This is a genomic window from Pseudomonas yamanorum, assembly GCF_900105735.1.
GTDB lineage: Bacteria > Pseudomonadota > Gammaproteobacteria > Pseudomonadales > Pseudomonadaceae > Aquipseudomonas > Aquipseudomonas yamanorum.
Window position 1 is genome coordinate 4050265 of the sequence record NZ_LT629793.1, and the last position, 26064, is coordinate 4076328.

Here is a 26064-nt window from a genome sequence, read left to right on the forward strand (position 1 = left end):
TCGACGAGATTAAGACCCCTTGCACACCTTCGCAGCGGCAGGATCGTTCGGGATAAATGAATCCGGCGCGCCCGGCTTCAGCACCACATACCCACGCCGCCACGGTTGATCGTCCACCAGATTCCAGCGATGGCCTGTGCCGGTGTTGTCTTCGGCAATCAGCACTTCACCCGGATGCAACGTGAACTTCTCACCGCCACGAGTCACGAATGCCAGAGTGCCGGACAGCGTCATGACGTACTGAGGCTCCGGGTCGTTATGCCAGCCGTACGAGGAGTGCGCCGCAGTTTGCTTGAAGTGGATGGCAGTCACGTCGTTGCGCATGCTCTGGTCGATAGTGCCTTCCAGTACGTGGGAGGCGTTGTCGGCGCCCGTGCACAGCTTGAATGCCTTGATGGTGTCAGTGGCAGCGGGGGCGGCTTGTGCGCCGCTCAAGGTGGCGAGGGTGATTGCGACGGCGGCTGCGGCACGCATGCCCAGGCGGTGGATAGCGTTTTGCGGCGAACGTTTCTTCGGATGCATGGAACAAGTTTCCCTCGTGCTGGAGTGGCGTTGATTGGGAATCATGGTCTTCGCCGTCGCCGTTCGGGACAACTAACTAATGTTTCATTGCTGCACGCCAGAAACGACAAAGCCGCGCAATGCGCGGCTTTCAAGATGGTGGGCCCAGTAGGACTCGAACCTACGACCAAGGGATTATGAGTCCCCTGCTCTAACCAACTGAGCTATAGGCCCTCAGTAGGCCGCGGATTATAGCGATGGTTTCTTCGCTGTGCCATCCGAAAAGTCCGAAACACTCATACGAAGGAAAGTCGCGGCGAAAAGGTCCGGCGGCAGCGGGAGGCTGACGATGTAGCCCTGCATCTGTTCACAACCTTCCGCCGCCAGGAACGCTTGCTGGGCCGGTGTTTCTACGCCCTCGGCAATGATGGTGAATTGCATGCTGTGCCCCAGGGCGATGATGGCGCGCACAATCGCGGCGTCGTGTGGGTCATCGGGCAGGCCGCGCACGAAGGATTGGTCGATCTTCAGGAAGTCCAGCGGCAGGCGTTTCAGGTAGCTGAGGGACGAGTAGCCGGTGCCGAAGTCATCAATGGCCAGTTGCACGCCCAGTCGCTTGAGTTGATGCAGCACCTCCAGCGCTTCTTCGGCCTGGCTCATGATGAAGTTTTCGGTGATCTCCAGTTGCAGGCAGCCAGGCTCCAGGCGGTTGTCCCGGAGCAATTGTTCGATGCGCGCCAGCAGGTTGGGGTGGCGCAGTTGCGCGCCGGCGAGGTTGACGGACAGTGGGCCGAAGTCATCAAACGCTTTTCTCCAGTGGTGCATTTGCCGGCAGGCCTGTTCCAGTACCCAGTCGCCAATCTGCAGGATCATGCCGTTCTCTTCGGCCAGGGCGATGAAGTGCTCGGGCGGCACTTCGCCGAAGGTGGGGTGGCGCCAACGAATCAGCGCTTCGGCGCCGATCAGTTGTTGGGTATCGAGGCTCAGCTTCGGCTGGTAATAGAGAGAAAATTCGTCGCGTTCGATCGCCCGGCGCAGTTCGTGTTCCAGCGCCACGCGTTCGTTGGCCTGGGCGGTGAGGTCCTGGGTGTAGCTTTCGACGCGGTTGCGGCCCTTGGCCTTGGAGCGGTACATGGCGGCGTCGGCGTTTTTCACCAGGGTGGCGACGTCGATGCCGTCCCGTGGATACAGGCTGGTGCCGATGCTGGCGCTGATAAAGAACTCATGCTCGCCCGCCTGGAACGGTGGGGTGAAGCAGGCCAGCAGTTTATTGGCCAAGTGTTCGGCGTCGCTGGCTTGTTGCAGGCCGGGCAGCAGGATGATGAATTCGTCGCCACCCAGGCGCGCGACTGTGTCGACGTCCCGCAGTTGGTCCTTGAGGCGTACGGCGATGTCTTTAAGCAGCAGGTCGCCAATCGGGTGGCCGAGGCTGTCGTTGATGTGTTTGAAGCGGTCGAGGTCGAGGAACAGCACGGCGCCCTGGCTGCCGTTTTCCTGTTGATTGTTGAGGGCGGCCTGCAGGCGGCTTTCGAACAGGGTGCGGTTGGGCAGGCCGGTCAGCGGGTCGTGGTGGGCCTGGTAATCGAGGCGCGCCTGGGCGTGCTTGAGGCTGGAGATGTCGGCAAACACGGCGACGAAGTGAGTAATCGACTCCTCGCGGTTGCGCACCGCGCTGATGGTCAGCCAACTGGGGTACAGCTCGCCGTTCTTGCGCCGGTTGGAGATCTCGCCTTGCCAGTGGCCGTTGGCCGTCAGTTGGTGCCACATGGCCGCGTAGAAGGCGCTGTCGTGCAGGCCGGAAGCGAGCAGGCGCGGGGTTTGGCCAAGGGCCTCGGCCTCGCTGTAGCCGGTGATCTCGCTGAAGGCGCGGTTCACGGCACTGATGTTTTGCCGGGTGTCGGTGATCAGTACGCCTTCGGCGGTGCTCTCGAACACGGTGGCCGCCTGTTGCAGTTTTTCCTGCATCAGTTGGCGCTCGGTGATGTCCCGGGCGATGGTCAACATGCAGTCTTCGTCGCCGATGGGCAGCGGTCGGCTGGAGACCTCGCAGAGGCGAATCTCGCCGTCGTTGCGGCGGATGTGGCAGACAAAGTCGCGGACAAATCCATCCCGTTGCAGTAGCTCCAGCATGTGCTTGCGTTCGTTCAGGTCGACCCAGATGCCGAGGTCCAGGGTCGACTGGTCCAGTGACATGACGCTGTTGAAGCCGGTGATGCGGCTGAATCCCTCGTTGACTTCAATCAGCAAACCGTCGCTCTGACGGCTCAGCAGCAGGCCGTCAGGGGAAGCGTGGAAAGCCTTGGCGAATTTCTCCTCGGAGGTTTGCAGGCGTTGCTGGGTTTCTTTCAGTTGGGTGATGTCGCGCACCACCACCACCAAGGCTTCGGTGGTATCGAGTTGAAAGGGTTCGGCGGAGATCAGCCCAGTGAAGGCCTGGCCGTTACTGCGCAGGAAGGGCATTTCCAGGTTGCGGATGCTGGTGGTTTGTACCCGCTGCAGCAGGCCGGGGCCTACGCCCTGGATGCCCCAGATATTCAGTTCGGTGGCGGTTTTTCCTACGACTTCTTCAGCGCTCAGGCCGATCTGGTCTTCGAATGCCTTATTGACCTCCATCAGACAGCCGTCGGACAGGCGGGCGATCACCAGGATGTCCGGGCATTGCTGGAACACGGAAGCAAACTTCTGCTCCGAAAGCTGCAGCGCTTCCTCGGTGCGCTTGGCTTCGCTGATGTCGATCATCAGGCCGCGCAGCACCGGTTCGTGGCCGTGTTCGATCAGGCTGACGATGTCCCGCACCCACAGACAGCGGCCATCGGCGGTGATTACCCGGTAGTCGACACTGTGGTCGCGGTTGGCCCGGGTTTCGGCGTAGCAATAGGCCTCTGTTCGGGTCAGGTCGGCCGGGTGGATGATGTTGCGCCAGAAGCCCGGGATCAGCCAATGGGCGCGGGGATAGCCGAGCAGCTCCTCGGCATGGGGCGACACGTAGCTGTAGGTGAAATCGCTGATGCTGGCTTCCCAGGCAATCGCGGAAAGGCTCTCGACCAGGCCGCGATAGTGGTATTCGCTGCTGCGCAGTTCCTGTTCGAGGGCGACCCGGCGGGAAATTTCCGAACTGAGCCGACGATTGATCCGGATAACCACGGCCAGCACGATGCTCAGGAGCAGTACGGCTGGCAGCCCGTAGAGCAGCACGTCCGTCCAAAGGGTGCGGTGGTCGATGACATTGCCGACCCAGCGTTGCTGGATGGCTTCGGTCTCTGCCGGGCTGATGTCGGCCAGGACCTTGTCGAGGATGCCCACCAGCATCTTGTCGTCCTTGGGGACGCCCATAGCCAGCTGATAGCGGTAGGGTGTCTCGCCGCTGATGTACAGGCCTTCCAGCTTGAGTTGGCGCAGGCTCCATACGCTGGACGCCAGATCGCCGACTACGGCGTCGACCTTATCAGTGGCCAGGGCTTGCAACGTTGCGCTGACATTGGGCATGGCCACCAGATTGAGGTCTGGGTGGTGAGTGCGCAGCAGTTCGTGGGGCGCATAGTTTTCCACCACGGCGACTTTCAACCCATACAAGTCCTTGAGGCTGCGCGGTTGCGGACCCCCTTCATGGGCGAGGATGACGATGGGGAAGTCGAGATAAGGCCGGGTAAACGACAGGAAACTCTGGCGTTCTGGTGTGGACATGATGCCTGGCAACAGGTCGAGCTGGTTGTTACGGGCCTGTTCCAGCACGGCGCTCCAGTTGACCGGCTCGATCAATTTGATCCTGATGCCAAGACGATCCTGCATCAGCCGCACGTAATCGGCGGCCAGGCCCTGGTAGCGACCGTCTTCATCGCGGTATTCAAAGGGGGGCCAAGAGGCATCGACGCCCAGGCGCAACTCTTGGTGGTCCGCCAGCCAGCCACGCTCTTCATCGGTGAGAGTCAACGCGCCAGCCGTTGCGGTCCAGGTCAGCAGCGACAGCAGTAACACGGTCGGCAATCTGGGCATAACGGTCTCGTTATGGCACGGGGAATGTTTCGAGTGTAGACGGGCATTGCGGGGGAGGGGAGGCAGCGAGGATTTAATCTGTAGAAGCAAAAACCCCGGCCTGGGCCGGGGTTTTTGTGATCACTCGTCGAGGAAGGAGCGCAAATGCTCGCTTCTCGTCGGGTGGCGCAGCTTGCGCAACGCCTTGGCTTCGATCTGACGAATCCGCTCACGGGTAACGTCGAACTGCTTACCGACTTCCTCAAGGGTGTGGTCGGTATTCATGTCGATGCCGAAGCGCATGCGCAGTACCTTGGCTTCACGGGCAGTGAGGCCGGACAGTACGTCGCGAGTCGCTTCTTTCAGGCTCTCAACGGTAGCAACATCGATTGGCGACTGCATGGTCGAGTCTTCGATGAAGTCACCCAGGTGGGAGTCTTCGTCATCACCGATCGGGGTTTCCATGGAGATCGGCTCTTTAGCGATCTTCAATACCTTGCGGATTTTATCCTCAGGCATTTCCATGCGTTCGCCCAGCTCTTCCGGGGTCGGTTCGCGACCCATTTCCTGCAACATCTGCCGGGAAATACGGTTGAGCTTGTTGATCGTCTCGATCATGTGCACCGGAATACGGATGGTGCGGGCCTGGTCGGCGATCGAGCGAGTGATCGCCTGACGGATCCACCAGGTGGCATAAGTCGAGAACTTGTAGCCGCGACGGTATTCGAACTTGTCCACAGCCTTCATCAAGCCGATGTTGCCTTCCTGGATCAGATCGAGGAATTGCAGGCCACGGTTGGTGTACTTCTTGGCGATGGAGATCACCAGACGCAAGTTCGCTTCAACCATCTCTTTCTTCGCGCGGCGGGCCTTGGCCTCACCGATCGACATGCGACGGTTGATGTCCTTGATCTCGGCAATCGTCAGACCGGTTTCGGTCTGCAATGCAGTCAGCTTCTGCTGGCAACGAACGATGTCGGCCTGGAAGCGACCAATGGCTTCAGCGTATTTGCTTTTGCCTTTGGCCAGTGCGTCGGTCCAGCTTTCGTCGACTTCATTGCCCGGGAACTGGCGCAGGAAGTCGGCACGCGGCATGCGCGCATCACGGACACAGAGCTGCATGATCGCACGCTCTTGTGCACGCAGACGCTCAAGGGCGCTACGAACCCGCTCAACCAGGCCTTCGAATTGCTTCGGTACCAGTTTGATCGGCATGAAGAGTTCAGCCAGGGCCAGCAATTCAGCAGTTGCCTGCTTGCTGCCGCGACCGTGCTTCTTCAGGGCCTTGCGAGCCAGCTCCATCTGATCGGAGACCGCGCCAAAGCGCTGGGCTGCGATGATCGGATCCGGACCGCTTTCGACTTCTTCTTCGTCGTCGGTGCTGGCTTCAGCTTCTTCATCGTCGGTGTCGTCGTCTGCTTTGGCAGCCTTGGCATCGATAGGTGGAGGAACTTCAGCCGCAGGTGGCGCAATGCCGTCATCCGGGTCGATATAACCGCTCAGGACGTCGGACAGGCGGCCACCTTCGGTGGTGACGCGAGTGTACTCGGAGAGAATGTGGTCAACCGTGCCTGGGAAGTGCGCGATTGCGCCCATCACTTCACGGATGCCCTCTTCGATACGCTTGGCGATTTCGATTTCGCCTTCACGTGTCAGCAGCTCTACCGTACCCATTTCGCGCATATACATGCGCACTGGGTCAGTCGTGCGACCGATGTCGGTCTCGACCGCTGCCAACGCGGCGGCTGCTTCTTCAGCGGCTGCCTCGTCGGTATCGGCGTCGGCCAACATAAGGGCGTCCGCATCCGGAGCACTCTCGTGTACGGGGATCCCCATGTCATTAATCATGCGGATGATGTCTTCCACCTGCTCTGGATCTGAAATATCCTCAGGCAGGTGGTCGTTGACCTCTGCGTAAGTCAGATACTTCTGCTCACGACCAAGGGTGATCAACTCTTTGATACGAGACTGCTGTTGCGCTTTTCCGGACATAACACCCTATCCACTGAAGGTCTTGGCGGGCAAAAAACAAGCCGAGGATTATACCCGAGCTATGACCTCACACGCCAGCTGAGGTCGGGTTTGATGCGGAAACATTGCGACTTAAAAGGTCGCGCAGTTGATTTTTCTCTTCGGCGGTCAATTCACTCTGACGCGCTTTTCGAAGAAGTTGTTCCAGGTTTCGCTCGCGTTGACGAGCTACCAAGCTAGTAATGGTGTCGAAAAACTGTTGTTCAAGGTTATCGCCATCAATCAGCCATTCCTTTTCTGCCAACGCCTTTAGCAAGCGGCCCTGTTCGGTGCCGTGCCAGCGTGCAATCAGCTGGAATGAGTTTAGCTTAGGATTCTTCTGTACGGCTTCGAGCAGGGCCACCAACAGTTGTGTATTGGTGTGGTCTTCAGCCGCAAAGTGCCCCGCATCTTCGACTTTTTGTGCCAGTTGCGGGTGGTGCAAAAGTGTACGCAGGGCCGCCATCGTAGGTGGCTCTACTGCTGCTGGGACGCGCGGGCCGCGCGGTTCGTCACGGTCACCGCCACGTTTGCCGTTTTTGTCCCAAGGTTTCTTGTCCCATTTCTTGCCGCCGGCGCCGGGCTTCTTCGGTGTCCACTCCTGCTGGGGCGTGTAGGTCTCCTGCGGTTGGTGGAAGTCGGAATAGTCCGGCATCGCGTCGTAATCCATGCCCGGGTCGTAGGCCGGCGGTGCCTCTTGCGGCGCGCTGCGCGCCAGCTGGCTGACGGCCTCGCCACTCAATCCGGTAATTTCTAGCAGTCGCTGGCGCATCAGGGTCCGCAGGTTGGCGCCCGGAACCTTGTCGATCAGCGGTGCCGCGAGGGTGACCATATGGGCCTTGCCTTCGAGGGAGCGCGGGTCGGACTCTTCGGTCAGTTGCTGGAAAAAATAATCGGCCAGCGGTTGTGCGTGCTGGTTGATGCGCGCGCGGAACGCATCGGTACCTTCGGAGCGGACCAGGGTGTCCGGGTCTTCGCCTTCGGGCAGGAACAGGAAGCGTGCGCGGCGTCCGTCCTGCAGGCTCGACAGGGTTGACTCAAGGGCGCGCCAGGCGGCATTGCGGCCGGCCTGGTCGCCGTCGAAGCAGAACAGCACGTTGGGCACTACGCGAAACAGGCGTTTCAAGTGCTCTTCACTGGTTGCGGTGCCCAGGGTGGCCACGGCATTGCGCAAGCCTTGCTGGGCCAGGGCGATCACGTCCATATAGCCTTCAACCACGATGATTTCGTCGAGGTTGCGATTGTTCTTGCGCGCTTCAAACAGGCCGTACAGCTCCTGCCCTTTGTGAAACACCGGGGTTTCCGGTGAGTTCAGGTATTTGGGCTTGTCGTCCCCCAGCACCCGGCCGCCGAACGCGATGATGCGGCCGCGACTGTCACGGATCGGGAACATCACTCGATCGCGGAAACGGTCATAGCGCTTGCCGGTCTCGGCGTTCTCCACCAACAGGCCGGCGTCGATCATGGCTTTTTGCTGCAGGGTGTCACTGCTCAGGTGCTTGTACAGATTGTCCCAGCCGGGCGGGGCGAAGCCGAGGCCGAAGTCGCGGGCGATTTCACCGGTCAGGCCGCGGCCCTTGAGGTAATCGACGGCGGCTTTGCGCTGCGGGTGGCTTTTCAGCGCCTGGCGGTAAAAGTCGGCGGCCGCGGTGAGCAGGGGGTACAGCGGCGAATCGGTGGGCTGCCGCGGTTTGTGCGGACGGCCACTTTCTTCGCGCGGGATTTCCATACCGGCGGCTTTCGCCAGTTCCTCGACGGCCTGGGGGAAATCCAGGTTGTCGTGGTCCATGATGAAGCCGAGGGCGTTGCCGCCAGCGCCGCAGCCAAAGCAGTAGTAGAACTGCTTGTCGGGGCTGACGCTGAAGGACGGGGTCTTTTCCTTGTGGAACGGGCAGCAGGCGGTGTAGTTCTTGCCGGCCTTTTTCATTTGCAGGCGCGAGCTGACAACATCGACGATGTCGGTGCGGTTCAGAAGGTCGTCAATAAAGCTCTGGGGAATTAGCCCGGCCATGGCGTTCTCGTCATCACTGCGTGTAAAAGAGGGCCCGCAAAGTGCTCAAGGCGCGCGTATTGTGCGGCTCGATCAACTGTCGTCTGCTTGGTCTGTCAGGAAGTGTATCTGCCGAACATTCACTGACGTTAGTTCCGATCAGTGCCCGGCGTAGAAATGTTGCCCGGGAGTCCGGTCTTGGCCATGTGGGGGCCTCGGAAGCTCATCGGTGGGCGCAGCCGACCTGTTGATCGCCTGTTAAAAAATAAGTGTGCTCGTCAGTAGCCTTGTTAGGCTCGTCAGAAGAGACGTGCACCGCTGGCAAAAGAGCCAGTCCTGACGTGTGAAGCAGTTCGTTTCAGTCGCATGTGCGGCGTCAACGGTGAAGCATCAAGCGATATCCGCAAATGCCAACAGCCCGGCTGAGGGCCGGGCTTGGCAGAAGCTTGCTACGAACGTCTGTGTATTAGTACAGACGAACGGCGCGGCGCTGCTCGCGCTGAACTTTCTTGGCGTGACGCTTAACAGCGGCTGCTGCTTTACGCTTACGCTCAGAAGTTGGCTTCTCGTAAAATTCGCGGCTACGAACTTCAGCCAGAACACCGGCTTTTTCGCAGGAGCGCTTGAAACGACGCAGAGCTACGTCGAAGGGTTCGTTCTCTTTTACTTTGACGGCTGGCATCCAGAGCTACCTTCTTTCATTACCGGGAATCAACGTTCTCGTCGCAAAAAATTCGCGGCTGAGGTCGTCGGTTTTTAAGGGTTGCGGATGTTAACCCCTCATTGCCCGGAATGCAAAGCCTCTGATCGAAAACCGCTAGTCGGGAGGGGGAGTGGCGACTATTATGCGCGCCTTCGAATTCAGCCTCTACAAGGCGCAAACCCATGCTAGTTCTGGGATTAGAAACCTCGTGCGATGAAACCGGTGTCGCACTTTACGACAGTGAACGCGGGCTTTTGGCCGACGCACTGTTCAGTCAGATCGACCTGCACCGCGCCTATGGTGGCGTGGTGCCGGAGCTGGCCAGCCGTGATCATGTGAAACGCATGCTGCCATTGATTCGCCAGGTGTTGGACGAGGCCGGCTGCGTGCCGACCGAGATCGATGCCATTGCCTATACCGCAGGCCCGGGATTGGTCGGAGCCCTGCTGGTTGGGGCCTCTTGCGCCCAAGCGCTGGCATTTGCCTGGGGCATTCCGGCCCTCGGTGTGCACCACATGGAAGGCCATTTACTGGCGCCGATGCTGGAAGAAAACCCGCCAGAGTTCCCGTTCGTCGCTTTGTTGGTTTCAGGTGGCCATACGCAGCTGGTTCAGGTCGACGGAATCGGTCAATACACGCTGCTGGGCGAAAGCCTGGACGACGCGGCCGGTGAAGCGTTCGACAAGACCGCGAAGATGATGGGCCTCAATTATCCAGGCGGTCCGGAAATCGCGCGGTTGGCGGAAAAAGGTGTGGCAGGGCGCTACACCTTCCCGCGTCCGATGTGCGATCGCCCCGGCCTGATGTTCAGCTTCAGCGGCTTGAAAACCTCTGCCCTGAACACCTGGCAACAGAGCGTCAGCGCCGGAGACGACAGTGAGCAAGCCCGTTGCGACATCTCGCTGGCGTTCCAGCAGGCCGTGGTGGAGACTTTGACCATCAAGTGCAAGCGGGCCCTGAAGCAGGCGGGCATGAAGCGCCTGGTGATCGCGGGCGGCGTCAGTGCGAACAAGGCGTTGCGCAGCTCCCTGGAGAAAATGCTCAGCGACATGAAGGGCGACGTATTTTACGCCCGCCCCGAATTCTGTACCGATAACGGCGCGATGATCGCTTATGCCGGTTGCCAGCGTTTGCAGGCCGGGCAGCATGAAAGCCTGGCAATCAGCGTGCAGGCACGCTGGCCGATGGAGCAGTTGCCGCCGCTGTAACGGGCGAACGTGAACCGGGTTCACCGGGCGTATTTAAAAATGCCGTTCGCGCCCGGCAAACAGGTCGCGTAAATTGCCTCGATGGCGCCAGACGATCAGCAGCGTGAGCATGCTCATCGGCACCAGCGCCGCCGGCTCCTGCCAGGCCAGCAACGGCAGGGTCAGGGGCGTGGCGATCAATGCGGCCAGCGAGCTGGTGCGGGTCAGGTAGAACGTCAGCAGCCAGGCCAGGATGGCCAGCAGCGCCGCCGGTGGGTAGATCCCCAGCAGCATGCCGGCCGCCGTCGCAACGCCTTTGCCGCCGCGGAAGCGGAAGTACAGCGGGAACAGGTGGCCGAGCACCGCGCAGACGCCGATCCAGGCTTGCTGTTGCAGCGACAGCCCGGCGAGATCGGCGATCAGCACCGGCAACAGGCCCTTGCAGACGTCACCGAACAGTGTCAATACGGCGAGTTTCTTGCCGGCCAGGCGCAACATATTGGTGGCGCCGGCATTGCCTGAGCCACTCATTCGCGGGTCGGGATTTCCCGTCAGGCGGCTGAGCAAAATGGCGAAGGACAGCGAGCCGAGCAGGTAGGCGAGAGTCGCCAGTAACCAAAACATGCTAACTATTCCGGGCGAGGACGCCCTGATTCTAACGGGGCATCGCGCCCTTGTCGTGCAGCGGAGAAGAGTGCTTGGACAGAGTGTTTATCGAAGGCCTGGAAGTCGACACCGTGATCGGGGCCTACGACTGGGAGCGCGGTATCCGGCAGTGCCTGCGTCTGGACCTGAGCTTCGCCTGGGATAATCGCCCGGCCGCCGCCGGTGATGACCTGACGCTGGCGCTGGATTACGCCAGCGTGTCCGCGCGCATCCAGGCCTTTGCCGAGCAGGCGCAGTTCCAGCTGGTGGAAACCTTCGCCGAGCGCCTGGCTGAAGTGTTGATGAGTGAATTCCAGATTCCCTGGCTGCACCTCAAGCTGACCAAGCCTGGCGCCGTTCCGGCTGCCAAGGGCGTGGGCGTGGAGATCGAGCGCGGATGTCGCTAACTCAGGTTTACCTTGGTCTTGGCAGCAATATCGAGCGTGAGGCCCATTTACGCGCTGGCCTCGATGCGCTGGCGGATTTCCTGACGGATCTGCGCTGTTCGCCGGTGTTTGAAAGCCAGCCGGTGGGCATCAAGAGCGGGCCGTTCTTCAATCTGGTGGTGTCGGCCTATACCGACCTGCCGTTGATGGAGCTGGACCGCCGACTGAAATTCATCGAGGCCGACAATGGCCGCTACGCCCCGGATCGCAAGGGCTTGCCGCTGGACATCGACGTGCTGCTGTATGGCGAGTTGGTGGGTAACTTCGATGGCCTGATTCTGCCCCGGGCCGAAATCCTGAAGAACGCGTTTGTGCTGTGGCCGCTGTCGTTGATGGCGCCGGGACGTGTGCATCCTGAAGCAGGCAAGACATTTGCCGCGCTTTGGCAGGATGCGCAAATCGATCAGGTACTGGCGCCGGTCGCTTTCGAGTGGCGGAATCAGCCGTTAACGCCGGATGCGCTCTTGTAGGCTTTCAACGCCTTGAGCCGTTCGCGTTTCAGCGCTTCACCCAGTTCGGGGCCCTTGAATCCTTGCTCCAGTAGCGGTGCGACCGCGACACCCCGTGCGGCGAGCGCCGCGCCGCGCAAATAATCCGCTTGTGGATAACTTCTCTGCTCAAGGCCTTTGCGGCCGCGGGCGTCCATCTCGCACGCCACCACAAATTCCTCAAAGCGCTGCGGGCGACGATAAACGTCAAAGCTTTGCAGCAACTCCAGCAAAGTTGAAGGCCTCAGCTCCAGCGCGCGATGGCCGTGGGTGTGATATTCGCCCACCAGTAACGCCAGTTCCTGGCAATCCCTTGGCACCTTGAAGCGCTCGTTCACCGCCTTGATCAGTGCCAGGCCGCGATGTTCATGAGCAATGTGCTGCGGCAATTTATCCACAGGCGTGAGGCCCTTGCCCAGGTCGTGCAGCAGGCAGGCCCAGCGCACGGTCAGTGGTTGGGCGTGGATGGCCGCCTGCTCCAGCACGCTCAGCGTGTGGATGCCGGTATCGATCTCGGGGTGATGGGCTTCTGGTTGTGGTACGCCGAACAGCGCGTCGATTTCAGGCATCAGGGTTTTCAACGCGCCGCAATCGCGTAGCACTTGGATAAATACCTGTGGCTGATCTTCCATCAGGGCGCGGGAAATTTCTTTCCAGCTGCGCTCAGGTGTCAGGGCTTCCAGCTCGCCTGAATTGCTGAGTTCGCGCATCAGTTCGAGGGTTTCTGGCGCAACGCGAAAACCAAGGCTGGCGTATCGCGCGGCAAAGCGAGCAACGCGCAGGACTCGGAGCGGATCTTCGGCAAACGCGGGAGAAACGTGGCGCAGAATGCGTGCTTCCAGGTCGCGCTGACCGTGATAAGGATCGGTCAGGTTGCCCTCGTCATCTTCTGCCATTGCATTGATGGTCAGGTCGCGGCGGATCAGGTCTTCTTCTAGGGTTACTTCGGGACTGGCGTGAAACACAAACCCACCATAACCCCGGCCGCTCTTGCGCTCCGTGCGGGCGAGGGCGTACTCGTCGCCGTTTTTCGGGTCAAGAAAGACGGGGAAGTCCGAACCCACGGGCTTGTAGCCCAGGGCGAGCATTTCTTCAGTGGTAGCGCCGACTACGACACGGTCGACATCGGTAACCGGGATGCCCAGCAGGCGATCACGCACCGCACCGCCGACTTTGTAGATTTGCATGAAAAAGCCTCCATTAGCGGCACAGGATAACGCCTGCGGCCCGCCAATGGAGGCTTTGCCGTTTCACAGATGCACGACGGCCAGGTCCAGGCGGCCGTAATCGTTGTCGCTGTGTTCGTTGCGGGGCGGAACGTGGTGGGTTTTCATAACTTGGTCGCCTTGCAGGGTTTCCAGGTGGATATCGAACCCCCACAGCCGGTGCAGGTGCTTGAGGACCTCTTCAGTGGACTCTCCCAGCGGTTTACGGTCGTGTTGCTGGTGGCGCAGGGTCAGCGAGCGATCGCCGCGTACGTCGATGCTGTAGATCTGCACGTTGGGTTCACGGTTGCCCAAGTTGTACTGCGCTGCCAGGGTCTCGCGGATGGTGCGGTAACCCGGCTCATCATGAATCGCCGGTACCAGCAGGTCGTCCTTGAGGTCGTCGTCCATGATGCTGAACAGCTTGAGATCACGAATCACCTGAGGTGACAGGTACTGCAGGATGAAGCTTTCATCCTTGAAGCTGCTCATGGCGAACTTGATCGTCGACAACCAATCGCTGCCGGCAATCTCCGGGAACCAGCGGCGGTCTTCTTCGGTAGGGTGTTCACACATGCGCCGGATGTCACGGTACATGGCAAAACCCAGAGCATACGGGTTGATGCCGCTGTAGTACGGACTGTCGAAGCCCGGTTGATAGACCACGCTGGTATGGGACGTCAGGAACTCCATCATGAAGCCGTCGGTCACCAGGCCTTCGTCGTACAGGTCGTTCATCAGGGTGTAGTGCCAGAACGTGGCCCAGCCCTCGTTCATCACCTGGGTCTGGCGTTGTGGATAGAAGTACTGGGCAATCTTGCGCACGATCCGCACGATTTCCCTTTGCCAGGGCTCCAGCAACGGCGCGTGCTTTTCGATGAAGTACAGGATGTTTTCCTGAGGTTCGGCGGGGAAGCGTGCATTGTCCTTGTCGCTGTTTTTGCCGGCGCGTTTCGGAATGGTGCGCCACAGGTCGTTGATCTGCTTTTGCAGATGCTCTTCACGGTCCTTCTGGCGCAGCCGTTCTTCTTCGGCGGAAATCGGGTACGGGCGTTTGTAACGGTCTACGCCGTAGTTCATCAGGGCATGGCAGGAGTCCAGCAGGTCTTCCACCGCGTCGATGCCGTGGCGCTCCTCGCACTGCATGATGTACTGCTTGGCGAACACCAGGTAATCGATGATCGAGCTGGCATCGGTCCAGGTGCGGAACAGGTAGTTACCCTTGAAAAAGCTGTTATGTCCGTAGCACGCATGGGCTACCACCAGTGCCTGCATGCAGATGGTGTTTTCTTCCATCAGGTAGGCAATGCAAGGGTCGGAGTTGATGACGATCTCGTAGGCCAGGCCCATCTGGCCGCGGGTGTAGGACTTTTCGGTGCTGAGGAAGTGTTTGCCGTAGGACCAGTGGTGATATCCGAGGGGCATGCCCACGGACGCGTAGGCGTCCATCATCTGTTCGGCGGTGATCACTTCGATCTGGTTGGGGTAGGTGTCCAGGGCATAACCCGCCGCGATGCGGCTGATTTCCCGGTCATAGGCCTGGATCAGTTCGAAGGTCCATTCGGACCCCGTGGATATGGGTTGGCGCTTATGCTCTTTGGCGGTCATGTCACTAACCTGCGCTGGAAGAGTTCACGGAAGACCGGATAGATATCGCCGGCCGAGACCAATTGTTGCTGGGCGAAGGTGTCAGCGAAGGCTTCGCTGATGCGCTCGTATTCGAACCACAGCGCCTGATGTTCACGCGGGGTGATTTCGACGTAGGTGTAGTACTGCACGAACGGCATGATCTGGTTGATCAGGATGTCGCGGCAAATGGGTGAGTCGTCATTCCAGTTGTCGCCGTCGGAGGCCTGGGCGGCGTAGATGTTCCACTCGTTGGCCGGATAACGTTCAGCCATGATTTCCTGCATCAGCTTCAAGGCGCTGGAAACGATGGTGCCGCCGGTTTCCCGCGAGTAGAAAAACTCCTCTTCGTCGACTTCCCGGGCGCTGGTGTGATGGCGGATGAACACCACATCGATCTTGTCGTAGTTACGCTTGAGGAACAGGTACAGCAGGATGAAGAAGCGCTTGGCGATGTCCTTGGTCGCCTGGGTCATGGAGCCGGACACGTCCATCAGGCAGAACATCACTGCCTTGGAGCTGGGATTGGGTTGCTTGACCAGCAGGTTGTACTTCAAGTCGAAGGTGTCGAGAAACGGCACGCGGTGGATTCGCGCGCTGAGTTTGGCAATTTCAGCTTCGATTTCCTGAATATCGCCGAAGTTGTCTGGCTCTTCCCGTTTCAGGCGCTCCAGTTCTGCCTTGGCATCCCGCAGTTTTGCCCGGCTGCTGCCAGACAGGGCAATACGCCGCGCATGGGCCGAACGCAGGGTGCGGATGATGTTGATCCGTGAGGGGTTGCCTTCGTTGCTGATCCCCGCGCGCACGGTCTTGAAGGTGTCGGTACCGGTCAGGTTGCGTTTGACCAGGTTGGGCAGTTCCAGGTCTTCGAACATGAATTCCAGGAACTCTTCCTGGGTGATCTGGAACACGAACTCGTCCATGCCTTCGCCGGAGTTACCAGCCTTGCCCGGGCCTTTGCCGCCCGCGCCGCCTTGGGGGCGCTGGATATGTTCGCCGCTGGTGAATTCCTTGTTGCCGGGATGCACGACAGTCTGTTTGCCGCCCCGGCCGTGATGCAGCACCGGTTCATCGATATCCCGTCCGGGAATGCTGATCTGTTCGCCATGCTCCATGTCAGTGATGGAGCGGCGGCTGACGGCCTCTTCGACGGCCTTTTTGATGTGGTCACGGTAACGCCGCAGGAACCGCTGGCGGTTTACCGTGCTCTTGTTCTTGCCATTGAGACGTCGGTCGATCACATAGCTCATGTAGGAGCCCTCCGGGCAGCTTCAAGTTACAAGCTTCAAGCGGCAAGCTGGAAGCTTAAAGACAAGCGGTCGATTGCCAGGCTGTCCGGTGTACCGGGAGCCTGGCATTGCACGCTTGTCGCTGCCTTACTGCGATTTGCGGACCCGCAAGTACCACTCGGAGAGCAGTCGTACCTGTTTGTCGGTGTAGCCACGCTCGACCATACGAGTGACGAAGTCGTTGTGTTTTTGCTGGTCCTCCTTGCTGGCCTTGGCGTTGAAGCTGATGACCGGCAGCAGATCCTCGGTGTTGGAGAACATTTTCTTCTCGATGACCACCCGCAGCTTCTCGTAGCTGAGCCAGGTAGGGTTCTTGCCGTTGTTGTTGGCCCGGGCGCGCAGCACGAAGTTGACGATTTCGTTGCGGAAATCCTTCGGATTGCTGATGCCGGCGGGTTTTTCGATCTTTTCCAGTTCCTCGTTGAGGGCCACGCGGTTGAGGATCTCGCCGGTTTCCGGGTCGCGGTATTCCTGGTCCTGGATCCAGAAGTCTGCATACAGCACATAGCGGTCGAAGATGTTCTGGCCGTATTCGCTGTAGGACTCCAGGTACGCGGTCTGGATTTCCTTGCCGATGAACTCGATGTAGCGCGGTGCCAGGTATTCCTTGAGGAAGCGCAGGTAGCGCTCGCGGGTTTCAGCCTGGAACTGTTCCTGTTCGATCTGCTGTTCCAGCACGTAGAGCAGGTGCACCGGGTTGGCGGCGATTTCGTGCGGGTCGAAGTTGAAGACCTTGGAAAGGATCTTGAACGCAAAGCGTGTCGACAGGCCGTTCATGCCCTCGTCAACGCCCGCGGTATCGCGGTATTCCTGGATCGACTTGGCCTTCGGATCGGTGTCCTTGAGGTTTTCGCCGTCGTACACCCGCATCTTCGAGTAGATGTTGGAGTTTTCCGGCTCCTTGAGGCGCGACAACACGGTGAACTGGGCCAGCATCTTCAGGGTGTCAGGCGCGCAATGGGCCTTGGCCAGGGAGCTGTTGAACAGCAGCTTGTCGTAAATCTTGATTTCATCGCTGACCCGCAGGCAGTACGGCACCTTGACGATGTAGATCCGGTCGATGAAGGCTTCGTTGTTCTTGTTGTTGCGGAAGGTGTGCCACTCCGATTCGTTGGAGTGGGCCAGCAGGATCCCGGTAAACGGAATCGCCCCCAGGCCTTCGGTACTGTTGTAGTTACCCTCCTGCGTCGCGGTGAGCAGTGGGTGCAGCACCTTGATCGGTGCCTTGAACATCTCCACGAACTCCATCAGGCCCTGGTTGGCCCGGCACAGTGCCCCCGAGTAGCTGTAGGCGTCGGCATCGTTCTGCGGGAATTCTTCGAGTTTGCGGATATCGACCTTACCCACCAGCGCCGAGATGTCCTGGTTATTCTCGTCACCCGGTTCGGTCTTGGCCACGGCGATCTGGTTGAGGATCGATGGATAGAGTTTCACCACCCGGAACTGGCTGATGTCGCCGCCGAACTCGGCCAGGCGCTTGGTCGCCCAGGGCGACATGATGGTGTTGAGGTAGCGCCGTGGAATGCCGAAGTCCTCTTCGAGGATCGCGCCATCTTCCGTGGCGTTGAACAGCCCCAGGGGCGACTCGAACACAGGCGAGCCCTTGATTGCGTAGAACGGCACCTTTTCGATCAGTTGTTTGAGCTTCTCGGCCAGGGACGACTTGCCCCCGCCGACGGGACCGAGCAGATAGAGGATCTGTTTCTTCTCTTCCAGGCCTTGGGCGGCATGGCGGAAATACGAGACGATCTGGTCAATGCATTCTTCCATGCCGTGGAAGTCTTCAAAGGCCGGATAGCGACGGATCACCTTGTTCGAGAAAATTCGCGACAGGCGCGAATTGGCTGCGGTGTCCACCAGCTCCGGCTCGCCGATCGCCAACAGCAGGCGTTCAGCGGCAGACGCGTAGGCGCTGCGGTCCTTTTTGCACAGTTCGAGATACTCCTGAAGCGAGAGCTCTTCCTGGCGGGTGGACTCGAAGCGTTGTTGGAAGTGGCTAAAAATACTCATGACGTCGTCACCTCGCTCGATACGTGGAGCCGACGCCGGATCAATCAGTCGATGCTGGCAGCCATTGGTGGACACCAATGGCCGTTTTCCCCCCAGAACACCCTGAAACGCTACCGATGACCCGCACGCCGGTGTACCGGCTCTCCCCTGTTTTGGATGGCCTGCGCTTAAGGATAGTTCGGAATCCGGGAGTTCAAGGCGCGATACGAAATTAGTTTGGCCGCGCCGTTCGTCAGAAACGGCGCGAGGCCAAGCGTCACGCGGGGTAGCGGGGTTTGAAAAAAATTATTGCGCGTCGCCTGCGGCAATTTCTGCAGGATAGGTCGTACGCCATAGCTCAAATCCACCGTCGAGGCTATAGACGTCGGAGAAGCCCTGGCTCACCAGGTAGGCGGCGGCGCTTTGGCTGGAGTTGCCGTGGTAGCACGCCACGATGACCGGCGCGTCGAGGTCGGCGGCGCGGATGAAGTCGGCGATGTTGTGGTTGTCCAGGTGCTGGGCACCACTGATGTGGCCGGCGATGTAGGTCGGCTGGTCACGGATGTCGACAACCACTGCGCCTTTTTCGCGCAGCGCCTGGGCTTGCTCGGGAGGGATACGTTTGAATTCAGTCATGGCGGGCTCCTTTGGCCTGTGTGAAAGCGCAGCTCAGCGCTTTGCCGTGGCCTGCAGTTGTTCGGGAACGGGGGAGTCGCACTGGCAGCTCGAGCGCTCGCCGGTGTCGATGTTCATCAGGGTCATGGCGCCGCCCCACACGCAGCCGGTGTCGAGGGCGAATACACCGGGTTCATCGCATTTGCCTTCCAGGGCTGCCCAGTGGCCGAAGATGATCTTCGTTTCACGGGTCTTGCGTTCCTTGTGGGCAAACCAGGGCTTGTAGCCGGGCAGCGCGGTGTCGGCGCCTTCCTTGCTCTTGAGGTCCAGTTTGCCTTCGGCGGTGCAGAAGCGCATGCGGGTGAAGTAGTTGGTGATTACCCGCAGGCGGGCGACGCCGGTCAGATCGTTGTCCCACTTCGCGGGATCGTTGCCGTACATGCCATCCAGGTAAGCCGTGTACAGGTTGTCGTCGGCCAGGGCGGCTTCGACTTCGCCTGCACACTTGAGGGCTTTCTTCAGCGTCCACTGCGGTGGAATCCCGGCATGCACCAGCGCGGTGTCGCGGCTCTCGTCGTAGTGCATGATTTTTTGCCGGCGCAGCCAGTCAAGCAGTTCGGTGCGATCCGGCGCTTCGAGGATTTCCCGCAGGGTATCGCCCTTTTTCAGACGCTCGATGTTATTGCCGGCGGCCAGCAGGTGCAGGTCATGATTGCCCAGCACACACACCAGGGAATCGCGTATGCCATAAAGGAAGCGCAGGGTTTCCAGGGATTGCGGGCCACGGTTGACCAAGTCGCCTACCAGCCACAGGCGATCCTTGGCTGGATCGAAGGCCACACGGTCGAGCAGGCACTTGAGCGGTTCCAGGCAGCCTTGCAGGTCACCGACGGCATACGTCGCCATCAGTGCAAGGCTCCAGGTACCGCGAGGCGGAACGGGGCGATGATGGCGTCGAAGTGTTTGCCGTCCTCGGCGAGCATCTGGTAGCTGCCTTGCATGTTGCCGACGCGGGACGTCATGACGGTGCCGCTGCTGTAGGTGTGGCTCTTGCCGGGGGCGATCAGCGGTTGTTGGCCGACCACGCCGGCGCCGCGGACTTCCTCTACCTGGCCGTCACCGTCGGTGATGACCCAGTGGCGCGACAGCAGCTTGGCAGGCAGCTCGCCGTTGTTTTGCACGGTAATGGTGTAGGCGAACGCAAAACGGTTCTGCTCGGGTTGCGATTGTTCCGCCAGGAAGCGGGTGACGACGCTGACGTCGATCTGATAACGAGGATCGGACATGCAAGAGGCCTTAAAAGCAAAAGCGGGGGAACAGCGGATGCCGATCAGTCTAGGCCAAGTGGTGGGCACTAGGCCAGACATGCTGTCTGGCCGTGCCCGACTCTACTTATTCGGCCGCTGGTGCAGGCTGAATGGCGAGCTGGTCAGCCAGGCGCACGAAGGCGGCCAGGTCCAGCTGCTCAGGGCGCAGGCTGCCGTCGACGCCGGCAGCTTCGATTTCAGCGTTGCTGAGCAAAGCCTTCAGCGTATTGCGCAAGGTCTTGCGGCGTTGGTTAAACGCTTCGCGTACCACGCGCTCCAGCAATTTGTGGTCCTTGGCCGGGTGCGGCAGCACCGCGTGAGGCACCAGGCGCACGATGGCGGAGTCGACCTTCGGCGGCGGGTTGAACGCGCCCGGGCCGACGTTGAACAGATGCTCTACGCGGCAATGGTACTGAACCATGATCGACAGACGACCCCAATCACCGCCGCCAGGGCCTGCGGCCAGACGCTCAACCACTTCCTTTTGCAGCATGAAGTGCATGTCGCGGATGATGCCAGCGTTGTTCAGCAGGTGAAAAATCAGCGGGGTGGAGATGTTGTACGGCAGGTTGCCGACCACCCGCAGGCTGTTGGGCGCCGCATTGAGGCTGGTGAAGTCGAACTTCAGCGCATCGCCCTGGTGCAGGTTGAAGTTGGGCATGCCGGCGAACTGCTGGTTGAGGATCGGGATCAGGTCCTTGTCCAACTCAACCACGTCCAACTGGCCGCCGCTCTTCAGCAGGCCTTGGGTCAGGGCGCCTTGGCCTGGGCCGATTTCCAGCAGGCGGTCTTCGGGCTTGGCATGGATGGAGCGCAGGATGCGGTCAATCACGCCAGCATCGTGCAGGAAGTTTTGCCCGAAACGCTTGCGCGCCCGGTGTTGGTAATGCTCGGTCATATACGGGTCTCGGCCATCTGATAGGCGGTTTCCAGGGCCACGTGCAGGCTGCCGGTATCGATCTTGCCGCTGCCTGCGAGGTCCAGGGCGGTGCCATGGTCGACGGAGGTGCGGATGATCGGCAGGCCCAGCGTCACGTTGACGGCGGCGCCGAAGCCTTTGTACTTCAGCACGGGCAGCCCCTGGTCATGGTACATCGCCAGCACTGCGTCGCAGTGCTCCAGATATTTGGGGGTAAACAGAGTGTCGGCAGGCAATGGGCCGCGCAGGTCCATGCCCTCAAGGCGCAGACGTTCCAGGGTTGGTTCGATGATGTCGATTTCTTCATGGCCCAGGTGGCCACCTTCACCGGCGTGGGGGTTGAGCCCGCAGACCAGGATGCGTGGTTGGGCGATGCCGAATTTCTGTTGCAGGTCGGCGTGCAGGATGCGTGTGACACGCTCCAGGCGCTCGGGGGTAATGGCGTCGGCAATCTCCCGCAGGGGCAGGTGAGTGGTCACCAGCGCCACCCGCAGGTCGCCCGTTGCCAGCATCATCACCACTTGTTCGGTGTGGGTCAGCTCAGCGAGGAATTCGGTATGGCCGGAAAAGGCGATCCCCGATTCATTGATCACGCCCTTGTGTACGGGCGCGGTGATCATTCCGGCGAAATCCCCGTCGATGCAGCCCTGGCCGGCTCGGGTCAGGGTTTCCAGGACGAAGGCAGCGTTGGCCTTGTCCAGTTGCCCGGCGACGACCTTGGCCGCCAGCGGGGTATCCCATACGTACAGGCTGTTTGCCGGTGCCGGAAGGTCAGGCCAGTTGCCTGGGCCCACCGATAGCAGATCGACGGCCACGCCCAGCTGCGCGGCCCGCTCAAGGAGCAAGTCGCGGCTGGTGATGGCAATCAGGGGGTGTGGCTGGGTGTGCGAGGCGAGCAGCAGGCACAGGTCAGGACCAATGCCGGCCGGCTCGCCGGGTGTCAATGCGAAACGCTTGGGTTTCACTGGGCTGCCTGGTCGGTGCCTGTTTGGTCGGCGCCAGGAAGCTTGTTCTCTACGTAGGCTTCGTCACGGATCTGACGCAACCAGGTTTGCAGCTCTTCGTCGTATTTGCGGTTACGCAGCACGGTCAGGGCTTGTTGCTCGCGGGCTTGAGCGGTGTTGTCAGTGGCGCGACGGCCAAGGACTTCCAGCACATGCCAGCCATATTGGGTCTTGAACGGCTTGGACAGTACGCCTTGCGGAGTCTTGGCCATGACGTCCTGGAACTCGGGAACCAGTGCTTTCGGGTCGATCCAGTTCAGATCACCGCCGTTAAGCGCCGAACCCGGGTCTTCGGAATAGCTCTTCGCCAGCTCGCCGAAGTCTTCGCCCGCTTCGATGCGGTCATAGAGCTTCTGGGCCAGTTCCTTGGTTTGGGCTTCGGTACGGATCTCGCTTGGCTTGACCAGGATGTGACGAACGTGAACTTCGTCCTTCATCTGGGCTTCTTCGCCACCGCGCTTGCCGAGCAACTTGAGGATGATGAAGCCGCCTGGTGTACGCGCAGGCTGGGTGATGCCACCCACTTCCATGGCGCTCAGCTCGCGGTCGAACGGTGGTGGCAGTTGAGCGGCTTTACGCCAGCCCATGTCACCGCCCTCGAGGGCGTTGTCGCTGCCGGATTGGGCAATGGCCATCTGGGCAAAGTCAGCACCTTGCTTGAGACGGTCATAGATGGCCTGGGTTTTCGCCGCAGCAGCGTTGAGCTGTTCTGCGTTGGCGCTGTCTGGGGTAGGAACCAGGATGTTGGCCAGGTGCAGTTCTTCGGAAAGCTGCATCTTGCCAAGGTCAGAGGCCAGGAAGTTCTTCACTTCCTGCTCGGACACTTGAACCCGCTCGGCCACACGGCGCTGACGCACACGGCTGATGATCATTTCGCGGCGAATCTGGTCACGGGCGTCCTCATAGGACAGACCGTCGTGAGCCAGGGCGGCGCGGAACTGATCAACACTCATGTTGTTGCGCTGGGCGATGGTGCCGACAGCCTGGTTCAATTCTTCGTCGCTGATACGGATGCCGGAACGATCGCCGATCTGCAATTGCAGGTTTTCAACGATCAGGCGCTCGAGCACCTGCTGGTCCAGCACGCTGGTCGGCGGTACGCCGCCACCGCGCTTGGCGATGGTTTGCTGAACTTCCTTGACCCGTTGGTCCAGTTGGCTCTGCATGATTACGTCGTTATCGACGATGGCCACTACCTTGTCCAGCGGTTGAACCGCAGCGTGTACTGCGGCAGTACCCAGGAACAGCGCGCCCAGCATCAGCGGGCGCAGACAATCAGAAAGCTTGGTCTTCACGTTCACGATAACCTTCAATGCCTTTGTCGAGGAAGCTCTCTACCTTGGCGCCGGTCAGGCCGCCGAGTCCTTTAAGGACGATCTGGAAGAAGAGCCCGTGGTCACCCTTTTCGTTCAGCGGGGCGATCTGGCTGTATTCGTCGTTGGAAACCCAGTAACGGTTGATGACGCGCAGTTTCCAGCAGCAGTTGTCGTACTCGAAACCACCGAAAGCTTCCAGGGTGCGGTTGCGGGCATAGTCATACTGCCAGCGGGTGATCAGGTTCCACTGCGGAACGATCGGCCACATCATCGAGAAGTCGTGTTGCTGGATTTTGTAGTAATCCTTCACGAAGTTCGGTTGACCCTCGGTACCGTAATCGCCACCGAACTGCCATTTGCCGGTCAATTGGTTGTAGACCACCTGGTCATTGCGATAGCGATAACCGACGTTGATAACCTTGTTCGGGTTGTCTTCCGGCTGGTAGTGGAACATCGCGCTGCCGGAGCGCGGGCTGTGGGTGGTGGTGTCCCAATTGTAGTCGGCGGTGGCGCGCCAATCGCGGTTGAAACGGAACGAGTAGTCCAGGGCGATCGGAGAAACATTTTCGTGCGCGTCGTCGCGGGTCGCTGCATCGATACCTGGCAGTTGCACTTCGCGGTCCTTGAAGTACACAGCCTGGCCGATGCTGACACGTTGACGTTCAAAGCCGTTGTCTTGAATCCAGCGACTTGTCAGGCCAAAGGACAGCTTGTTTTCGTCGCCGACGCGGTCGCCGCCCACGAACCGGTTATCGCGGAACAGCGAAGCGTAGTTGAACGTGGTTTCGCCAGAGTCGAATACCGGAATGTCTTCCTGGTTCTTATACGGAACGTAGAGGTAGAACATGCGTGGTTCGAGGGTTTGGCGATAGTTGTCGCCGAACAGTTGGGTATTGCGGTCGAAATAGAGGCCGGTGTCCAAGCTGGCAATGGGTATCGCACGGTCCTGCGAGCTTTTGAACGTGCCGCCCACATAAGGGTTGGCTGCAGTTGCCGCTGCTTGCGCTGCCACAATCTGGTCTTTACCCGTGCTATCCAAATCAAGATCGTACTTGGTGTAAACGTACTTCAACTTCGGCGTAACAAAACCGTAGGTCCAGTTCATCGGGTATTCGACAGCTGGCGCAGCAGTCAGGCGAGTACCGTTTGCACGAGTCAGGCCTGTTACATAAGTGTCCAGACGAGGCGACACCAGGCCGTTTTCATCGGTGAAGGTTCCTTTCTCAAGATCTCGATCAAAGCGTACTGCTTCGGTCTCGTAAGTGAAGTTCAACCCACCAGGATGGTACGGCAGCGCACCGTTGAAGGTGATCTGCGGCAGGCGGTCATACGGAGTGATCTGGGAAATCGTCGCCAGCTGGTAAGCCTGCAGGTTCAGCCGCGCCTGGTAGGTATCGCCACGATAGGTCACGGAACCTTGCTGATTCACGTAGTCCTGAGTCTTGATCCCTTCCTGATAGGACTTCAAATCCTGGAAGTAATAAGGGTCGCTGATATTGGTGTAATCGACCTGGGTCATTACACGGGAATCCAGCCCGCCCTTATGCTGCCAGTTGAGCATATAACGAGTTTTTTCGTAGTCGGTCTGCAGCTTGCGCTCGTCGCTATCGTCGTTCAGGTACGCGCCGCCAAACTGCCCTTCGCTGGACTTGGTGAGGTAGCGGAATTCGCCTTCCATCAACATGCCGCGCTTGGTCATGTATTGCGGGTACAACGTGGCATCGTAGTTCGGCGCCAGGTTGAAGTAGTACGGCGTAACCAACGTGAAGCCAGTCTCGCTGCCGGTGCTGAAACTCGGCGGCAGGAAGCCGGATTGACGACGGTTGTCGATCGGGAAGTAGATGTACGGGGTGTAAAGGATCGGAATGTCCTTCACTCGCAACGTTACGTTGGTCGCCGTACCAAAACCCGTGGCCGGGTTGAGCGTGATGTTGTTGCCCTTGAGCTGCCAGGCGTTGCTGTTCGGTTCACAGGTGGTGTACGTACCGTCCTTGAGACGGATGATCGCGTTCTCGGCGCGCTTGGCGTACAGCGCGTTGCCGCGGATGCGCGATTTGTGCATCACGTATTCGGCGTTGTCGACCTTGGCGGCACCGGTGTCCAGTTGGACTTCAGCGTGGTCGCCCACCAGCAGGGCGCCGTTGTCGCGCAGACGGACGTTGCCGTTCAGCTCGCCACGGTTCTCGGCCTGGTAAAGGTTGGCCTCGTCGGCCTCGACCTGCATGCTGCCCTGGCGCATGACGACGTCACCGGCCAGGGAAGCAACCTGCTGTTCCTGCTCGTAACGAGAGACCTTGGCGCCGATGAAGGTCGGCGCGTCGCTCTTGTTCGTCTTGTCGTTCATGCCAGGACGGATCGGCTCGATGTACGCGCCGGAGCAGTACGGGCCGGTTTCGGCCAGTTGCGCAGCGGTGAGCTTCTCGCGAGGGACCCAGTCCAGATGGCTGTAGTCGGCGCTGCGCGAACGCAGGCCACGGCCCTTGGCCTCGGTGACCAGCGTGGTCTGCGGCACTGCCTCGGCACTGCCGCCGGACTCGCCTTGCGGCGTGCCACTGGCGGAGCTGACGGCACTGCCGTCATGCACCGGGCGCGGTGGCAGCGGGGCTGCGGCCGTCTTCGGCGCGCAATCCCAGGCACCCGAAGCAGAGACTGAGCAGTCATACTGTTCCGCGGCGACCACGAATGAGGTGGCGAAAGGTTGCATGGCCAGCAGACTGCCGGTTACCAGCAACGGAAATTTTCTACGAAACGCGGGGGATTTCAATGCCATCTTATTAGTCCGGGCTTCCTGCGTGCCATCTGCCCGCGGTGTGGGCCGCACGCCTCTCGATGGTCTGAAAAAGATGCGTGAT

General features: G+C 60.0%; 20 protein-coding genes and 1 tRNA gene. 3 read left to right on the forward strand and 18 right to left on the reverse strand.

The annotated features are described in order from the left end of the window. Positions 1-9: 9 nt before the first annotated feature. The 6 genes from BLU46_RS19045 to rpsU all read right to left on the reverse strand — a co-directional run bounded on the left by BLU46_RS19045 (position 10) and on the right by rpsU (position 9155). Entirely contained in the window at positions 10-522 is a 513-nt protein-coding gene (locus tag BLU46_RS19045; RefSeq protein WP_063026744.1) for a cupin domain-containing protein, read from the reverse strand. 136 nt (positions 523-658) lie between these two features. Next, positions 659-735, reverse strand: a tRNA-Ile gene (locus tag BLU46_RS19050). Positions 736-750: 15 nt separating this feature from the next. Further along, complete coding sequence (locus tag BLU46_RS19055; protein WP_093204414.1) at positions 751-4494, reverse strand: bifunctional diguanylate cyclase/phosphodiesterase; 3744 nt, start codon at positions 4492-4494, stop codon at positions 751-753. Between the two features lie 120 nt (positions 4495-4614). Next, entirely contained in the window at positions 4615-6465 is a 1851-nt protein-coding gene (gene rpoD / locus BLU46_RS19060) for an RNA polymerase sigma factor RpoD (RefSeq protein WP_063026748.1), read from the reverse strand. A gap of 67 nt (positions 6466-6532) precedes the next feature. Next, positions 6533-8494 carry a DNA primase gene (dnaG, locus tag BLU46_RS19065; RefSeq protein ID WP_093204420.1) on the reverse strand — a complete coding sequence of 654 codons (1962 nt, stop codon included), beginning with the start codon at positions 8492-8494 and terminating at the stop codon, positions 6533-6535. Between the two features lie 445 nt (positions 8495-8939). Beyond that, positions 8940-9155, reverse strand: a complete 216-nt coding sequence (gene rpsU / locus BLU46_RS19070) for a 30S ribosomal protein S21 (protein WP_002551877.1) — start codon at positions 9153-9155, stop codon at positions 8940-8942. A gap of 203 nt (positions 9156-9358) precedes the next feature. Between rpsU and tsaD the strand changes: the two genes are divergently transcribed. After that, a complete protein-coding gene (gene tsaD, locus BLU46_RS19075) occupies positions 9359-10384 on the forward strand; it encodes a tRNA (adenosine(37)-N6)-threonylcarbamoyltransferase complex transferase subunit TsaD (RefSeq protein WP_063026750.1) in 1026 nt (341 codons plus the stop codon). Positions 10385-10417: 33 nt separating this feature from the next. Here tsaD and plsY read toward each other — a convergent pair whose 3' ends face one another. Next, positions 10418-10987, reverse strand: coding sequence for a glycerol-3-phosphate 1-O-acyltransferase PlsY (plsY, locus tag BLU46_RS19080; RefSeq protein WP_017476362.1), 570 nt, complete (start codon positions 10985-10987; stop codon positions 10418-10420). 74 nt (positions 10988-11061) lie between these two features. Between plsY and folB the strand changes: the two genes are divergently transcribed. Together folB and folK are read left to right on the forward strand one after the other, a co-directional pair. Then, complete coding sequence (gene folB, locus BLU46_RS19085) at positions 11062-11415, forward strand: dihydroneopterin aldolase (RefSeq protein WP_003211007.1); 354 nt, start codon at positions 11062-11064, stop codon at positions 11413-11415. Continuing rightward, positions 11406-11924, forward strand: coding sequence for a 2-amino-4-hydroxy-6-hydroxymethyldihydropteridine diphosphokinase (gene folK, locus BLU46_RS19090; protein ID WP_063026752.1), 519 nt, complete (start codon positions 11406-11408; stop codon positions 11922-11924). The genes folB and folK overlap by 10 nt, the downstream gene beginning before the upstream one ends. On the opposite strand, the gene BLU46_RS19095 is transcribed toward folK, so the two are convergent. The 11 genes from BLU46_RS19095 to BLU46_RS19145 all read right to left on the reverse strand — a co-directional run bounded on the left by BLU46_RS19095 (position 11894) and on the right by BLU46_RS19145 (position 25982). Beyond that, complete coding sequence (locus BLU46_RS19095) at positions 11894-13129, reverse strand: multifunctional CCA addition/repair protein (RefSeq protein WP_093204425.1); 1236 nt, start codon at positions 13127-13129, stop codon at positions 11894-11896. The two genes, folK and BLU46_RS19095, sit on opposite strands and share 31 nt — an antisense overlap. 63 nt (positions 13130-13192) lie before the next feature. Then, positions 13193-14755 (reverse strand): SpoVR family protein, encoded by a 1563-nt coding sequence (locus BLU46_RS19100; RefSeq protein WP_017476358.1) that lies wholly within the window; start codon positions 14753-14755, stop codon positions 13193-13195. After that, positions 14752-16023: a YeaH/YhbH family protein gene (locus tag BLU46_RS19105; protein WP_003211000.1), complete on the reverse strand. Its 1272-nt coding sequence runs from the start codon at positions 16021-16023 to the stop codon at positions 14752-14754. The genes BLU46_RS19100 and BLU46_RS19105 overlap by 4 nt, the downstream gene beginning before the upstream one ends. 126 nt (positions 16024-16149) lie before the next feature. Beyond that, on the reverse strand, positions 16150-18072 hold the full coding sequence (locus BLU46_RS19110) for a PrkA family serine protein kinase (protein WP_003210999.1): 1923 nt from the start codon (positions 18070-18072) through the stop codon (positions 16150-16152). A 285-nt stretch (positions 18073-18357) separates the two neighbouring features. Next, a complete protein-coding gene (gene glpE / locus BLU46_RS19115) occupies positions 18358-18687 on the reverse strand; it encodes a thiosulfate sulfurtransferase GlpE (protein ID WP_017476356.1) in 330 nt (109 codons plus the stop codon). 33 nt (positions 18688-18720) lie between these two features. Then, a complete protein-coding gene (locus BLU46_RS19120; RefSeq protein WP_093204430.1) occupies positions 18721-19572 on the reverse strand; it encodes a symmetrical bis(5'-nucleosyl)-tetraphosphatase in 852 nt (283 codons plus the stop codon). Then, positions 19572-19952, reverse strand: a complete 381-nt coding sequence (gene apaG / locus BLU46_RS19125; protein WP_017476354.1) for a Co2+/Mg2+ efflux protein ApaG — start codon at positions 19950-19952, stop codon at positions 19572-19574. The genes BLU46_RS19120 and apaG overlap by 1 nt, the downstream gene beginning before the upstream one ends. Positions 19953-20058: 106 nt before the next feature. Continuing rightward, complete coding sequence (gene rsmA, locus BLU46_RS19130) at positions 20059-20871, reverse strand: 16S rRNA (adenine(1518)-N(6)/adenine(1519)-N(6))-dimethyltransferase RsmA (protein ID WP_076017896.1); 813 nt, start codon at positions 20869-20871, stop codon at positions 20059-20061. Beyond that, on the reverse strand, positions 20868-21857 hold the full coding sequence (gene pdxA / locus BLU46_RS19135; protein ID WP_093204434.1) for a 4-hydroxythreonine-4-phosphate dehydrogenase PdxA: 990 nt from the start codon (positions 21855-21857) through the stop codon (positions 20868-20870). Before pdxA ends, rsmA begins: the two co-directional genes overlap by 4 nt. After that, positions 21854-23191, reverse strand: a complete 1338-nt coding sequence (locus tag BLU46_RS19140) for a peptidylprolyl isomerase (RefSeq protein ID WP_408003252.1) — start codon at positions 23189-23191, stop codon at positions 21854-21856. The genes pdxA and BLU46_RS19140 overlap by 4 nt, the downstream gene beginning before the upstream one ends. After that, positions 23172-25982, reverse strand: coding sequence for an LPS-assembly protein LptD (locus tag BLU46_RS19145; protein ID WP_093204444.1), 2811 nt, complete (start codon positions 25980-25982; stop codon positions 23172-23174). Before BLU46_RS19145 ends, BLU46_RS19140 begins: the two co-directional genes overlap by 20 nt. Positions 25983-26064: the final 82 nt, after the last annotated feature.

Excerpts from the sequence above, each read along its gene's own strand:
- BLU46_RS19120 (WP_093204430.1), bottom strand. The coding sequence starts at position 19,572 with ATGGCGACGTATGCCGTCGGTGACCTGCAAGGCTGCCTGGAACCGCTC.
- BLU46_RS19100 (WP_017476358.1), bottom strand. The coding sequence starts at position 14,755 with ATGACCGCCAAAGAGCATAAGCGCCAACCCATATCCACGGGGTCCGAA.
- plsY (WP_017476362.1), bottom strand. The coding sequence starts at position 10,987 with ATGTTTTGGTTACTGGCGACTCTCGCCTACCTGCTCGGCTCGCTGTCC.
- rpsU (WP_002551877.1), bottom strand. The coding sequence starts at position 9,155 with ATGCCAGCCGTCAAAGTAAAAGAGAACGAACCCTTCGACGTAGCTCTG.
- folK (WP_063026752.1), top strand. The coding sequence starts at position 11,406 with ATGTCGCTAACTCAGGTTTACCTTGGTCTTGGCAGCAATATCGAGCGT.
- tsaD (WP_063026750.1), top strand. The coding sequence starts at position 9,359 with ATGCTAGTTCTGGGATTAGAAACCTCGTGCGATGAAACCGGTGTCGCA.
- rsmA (WP_076017896.1), bottom strand. The coding sequence starts at position 20,871 with ATGACCGAGCATTACCAACACCGGGCGCGCAAGCGTTTCGGGCAAAAC.
- apaG (WP_017476354.1), bottom strand. The coding sequence starts at position 19,952 with ATGTCCGATCCTCGTTATCAGATCGACGTCAGCGTCGTCACCCGCTTC.
- BLU46_RS19055 (WP_093204414.1), bottom strand. The coding sequence starts at position 4,494 with ATGCCCAGATTGCCGACCGTGTTACTGCTGTCGCTGCTGACCTGGACC.
- BLU46_RS19045 (WP_063026744.1), bottom strand. The coding sequence starts at position 522 with ATGCATCCGAAGAAACGTTCGCCGCAAAACGCTATCCACCGCCTGGGC.
- BLU46_RS19110 (WP_003210999.1), bottom strand. The coding sequence starts at position 18,072 with ATGAGTATTTTTAGCCACTTCCAACAACGCTTCGAGTCCACCCGCCAG.
- BLU46_RS19145 (WP_093204444.1), bottom strand. The coding sequence starts at position 25,982 with ATGGCATTGAAATCCCCCGCGTTTCGTAGAAAATTTCCGTTGCTGGTA.
- rpoD (WP_063026748.1), bottom strand. The coding sequence starts at position 6,465 with ATGTCCGGAAAAGCGCAACAGCAGTCTCGTATCAAAGAGTTGATCACC.
- dnaG (WP_093204420.1), bottom strand. The coding sequence starts at position 8,494 with ATGGCCGGGCTAATTCCCCAGAGCTTTATTGACGACCTTCTGAACCGC.
- BLU46_RS19105 (WP_003211000.1), bottom strand. The coding sequence starts at position 16,023 with ATGAGCTATGTGATCGACCGACGTCTCAATGGCAAGAACAAGAGCACG.
- BLU46_RS19095 (WP_093204425.1), bottom strand. The coding sequence starts at position 13,129 with ATGCAAATCTACAAAGTCGGCGGTGCGGTGCGTGATCGCCTGCTGGGC.
- glpE (WP_017476356.1), bottom strand. The coding sequence starts at position 18,687 with ATGACTGAATTCAAACGTATCCCTCCCGAGCAAGCCCAGGCGCTGCGC.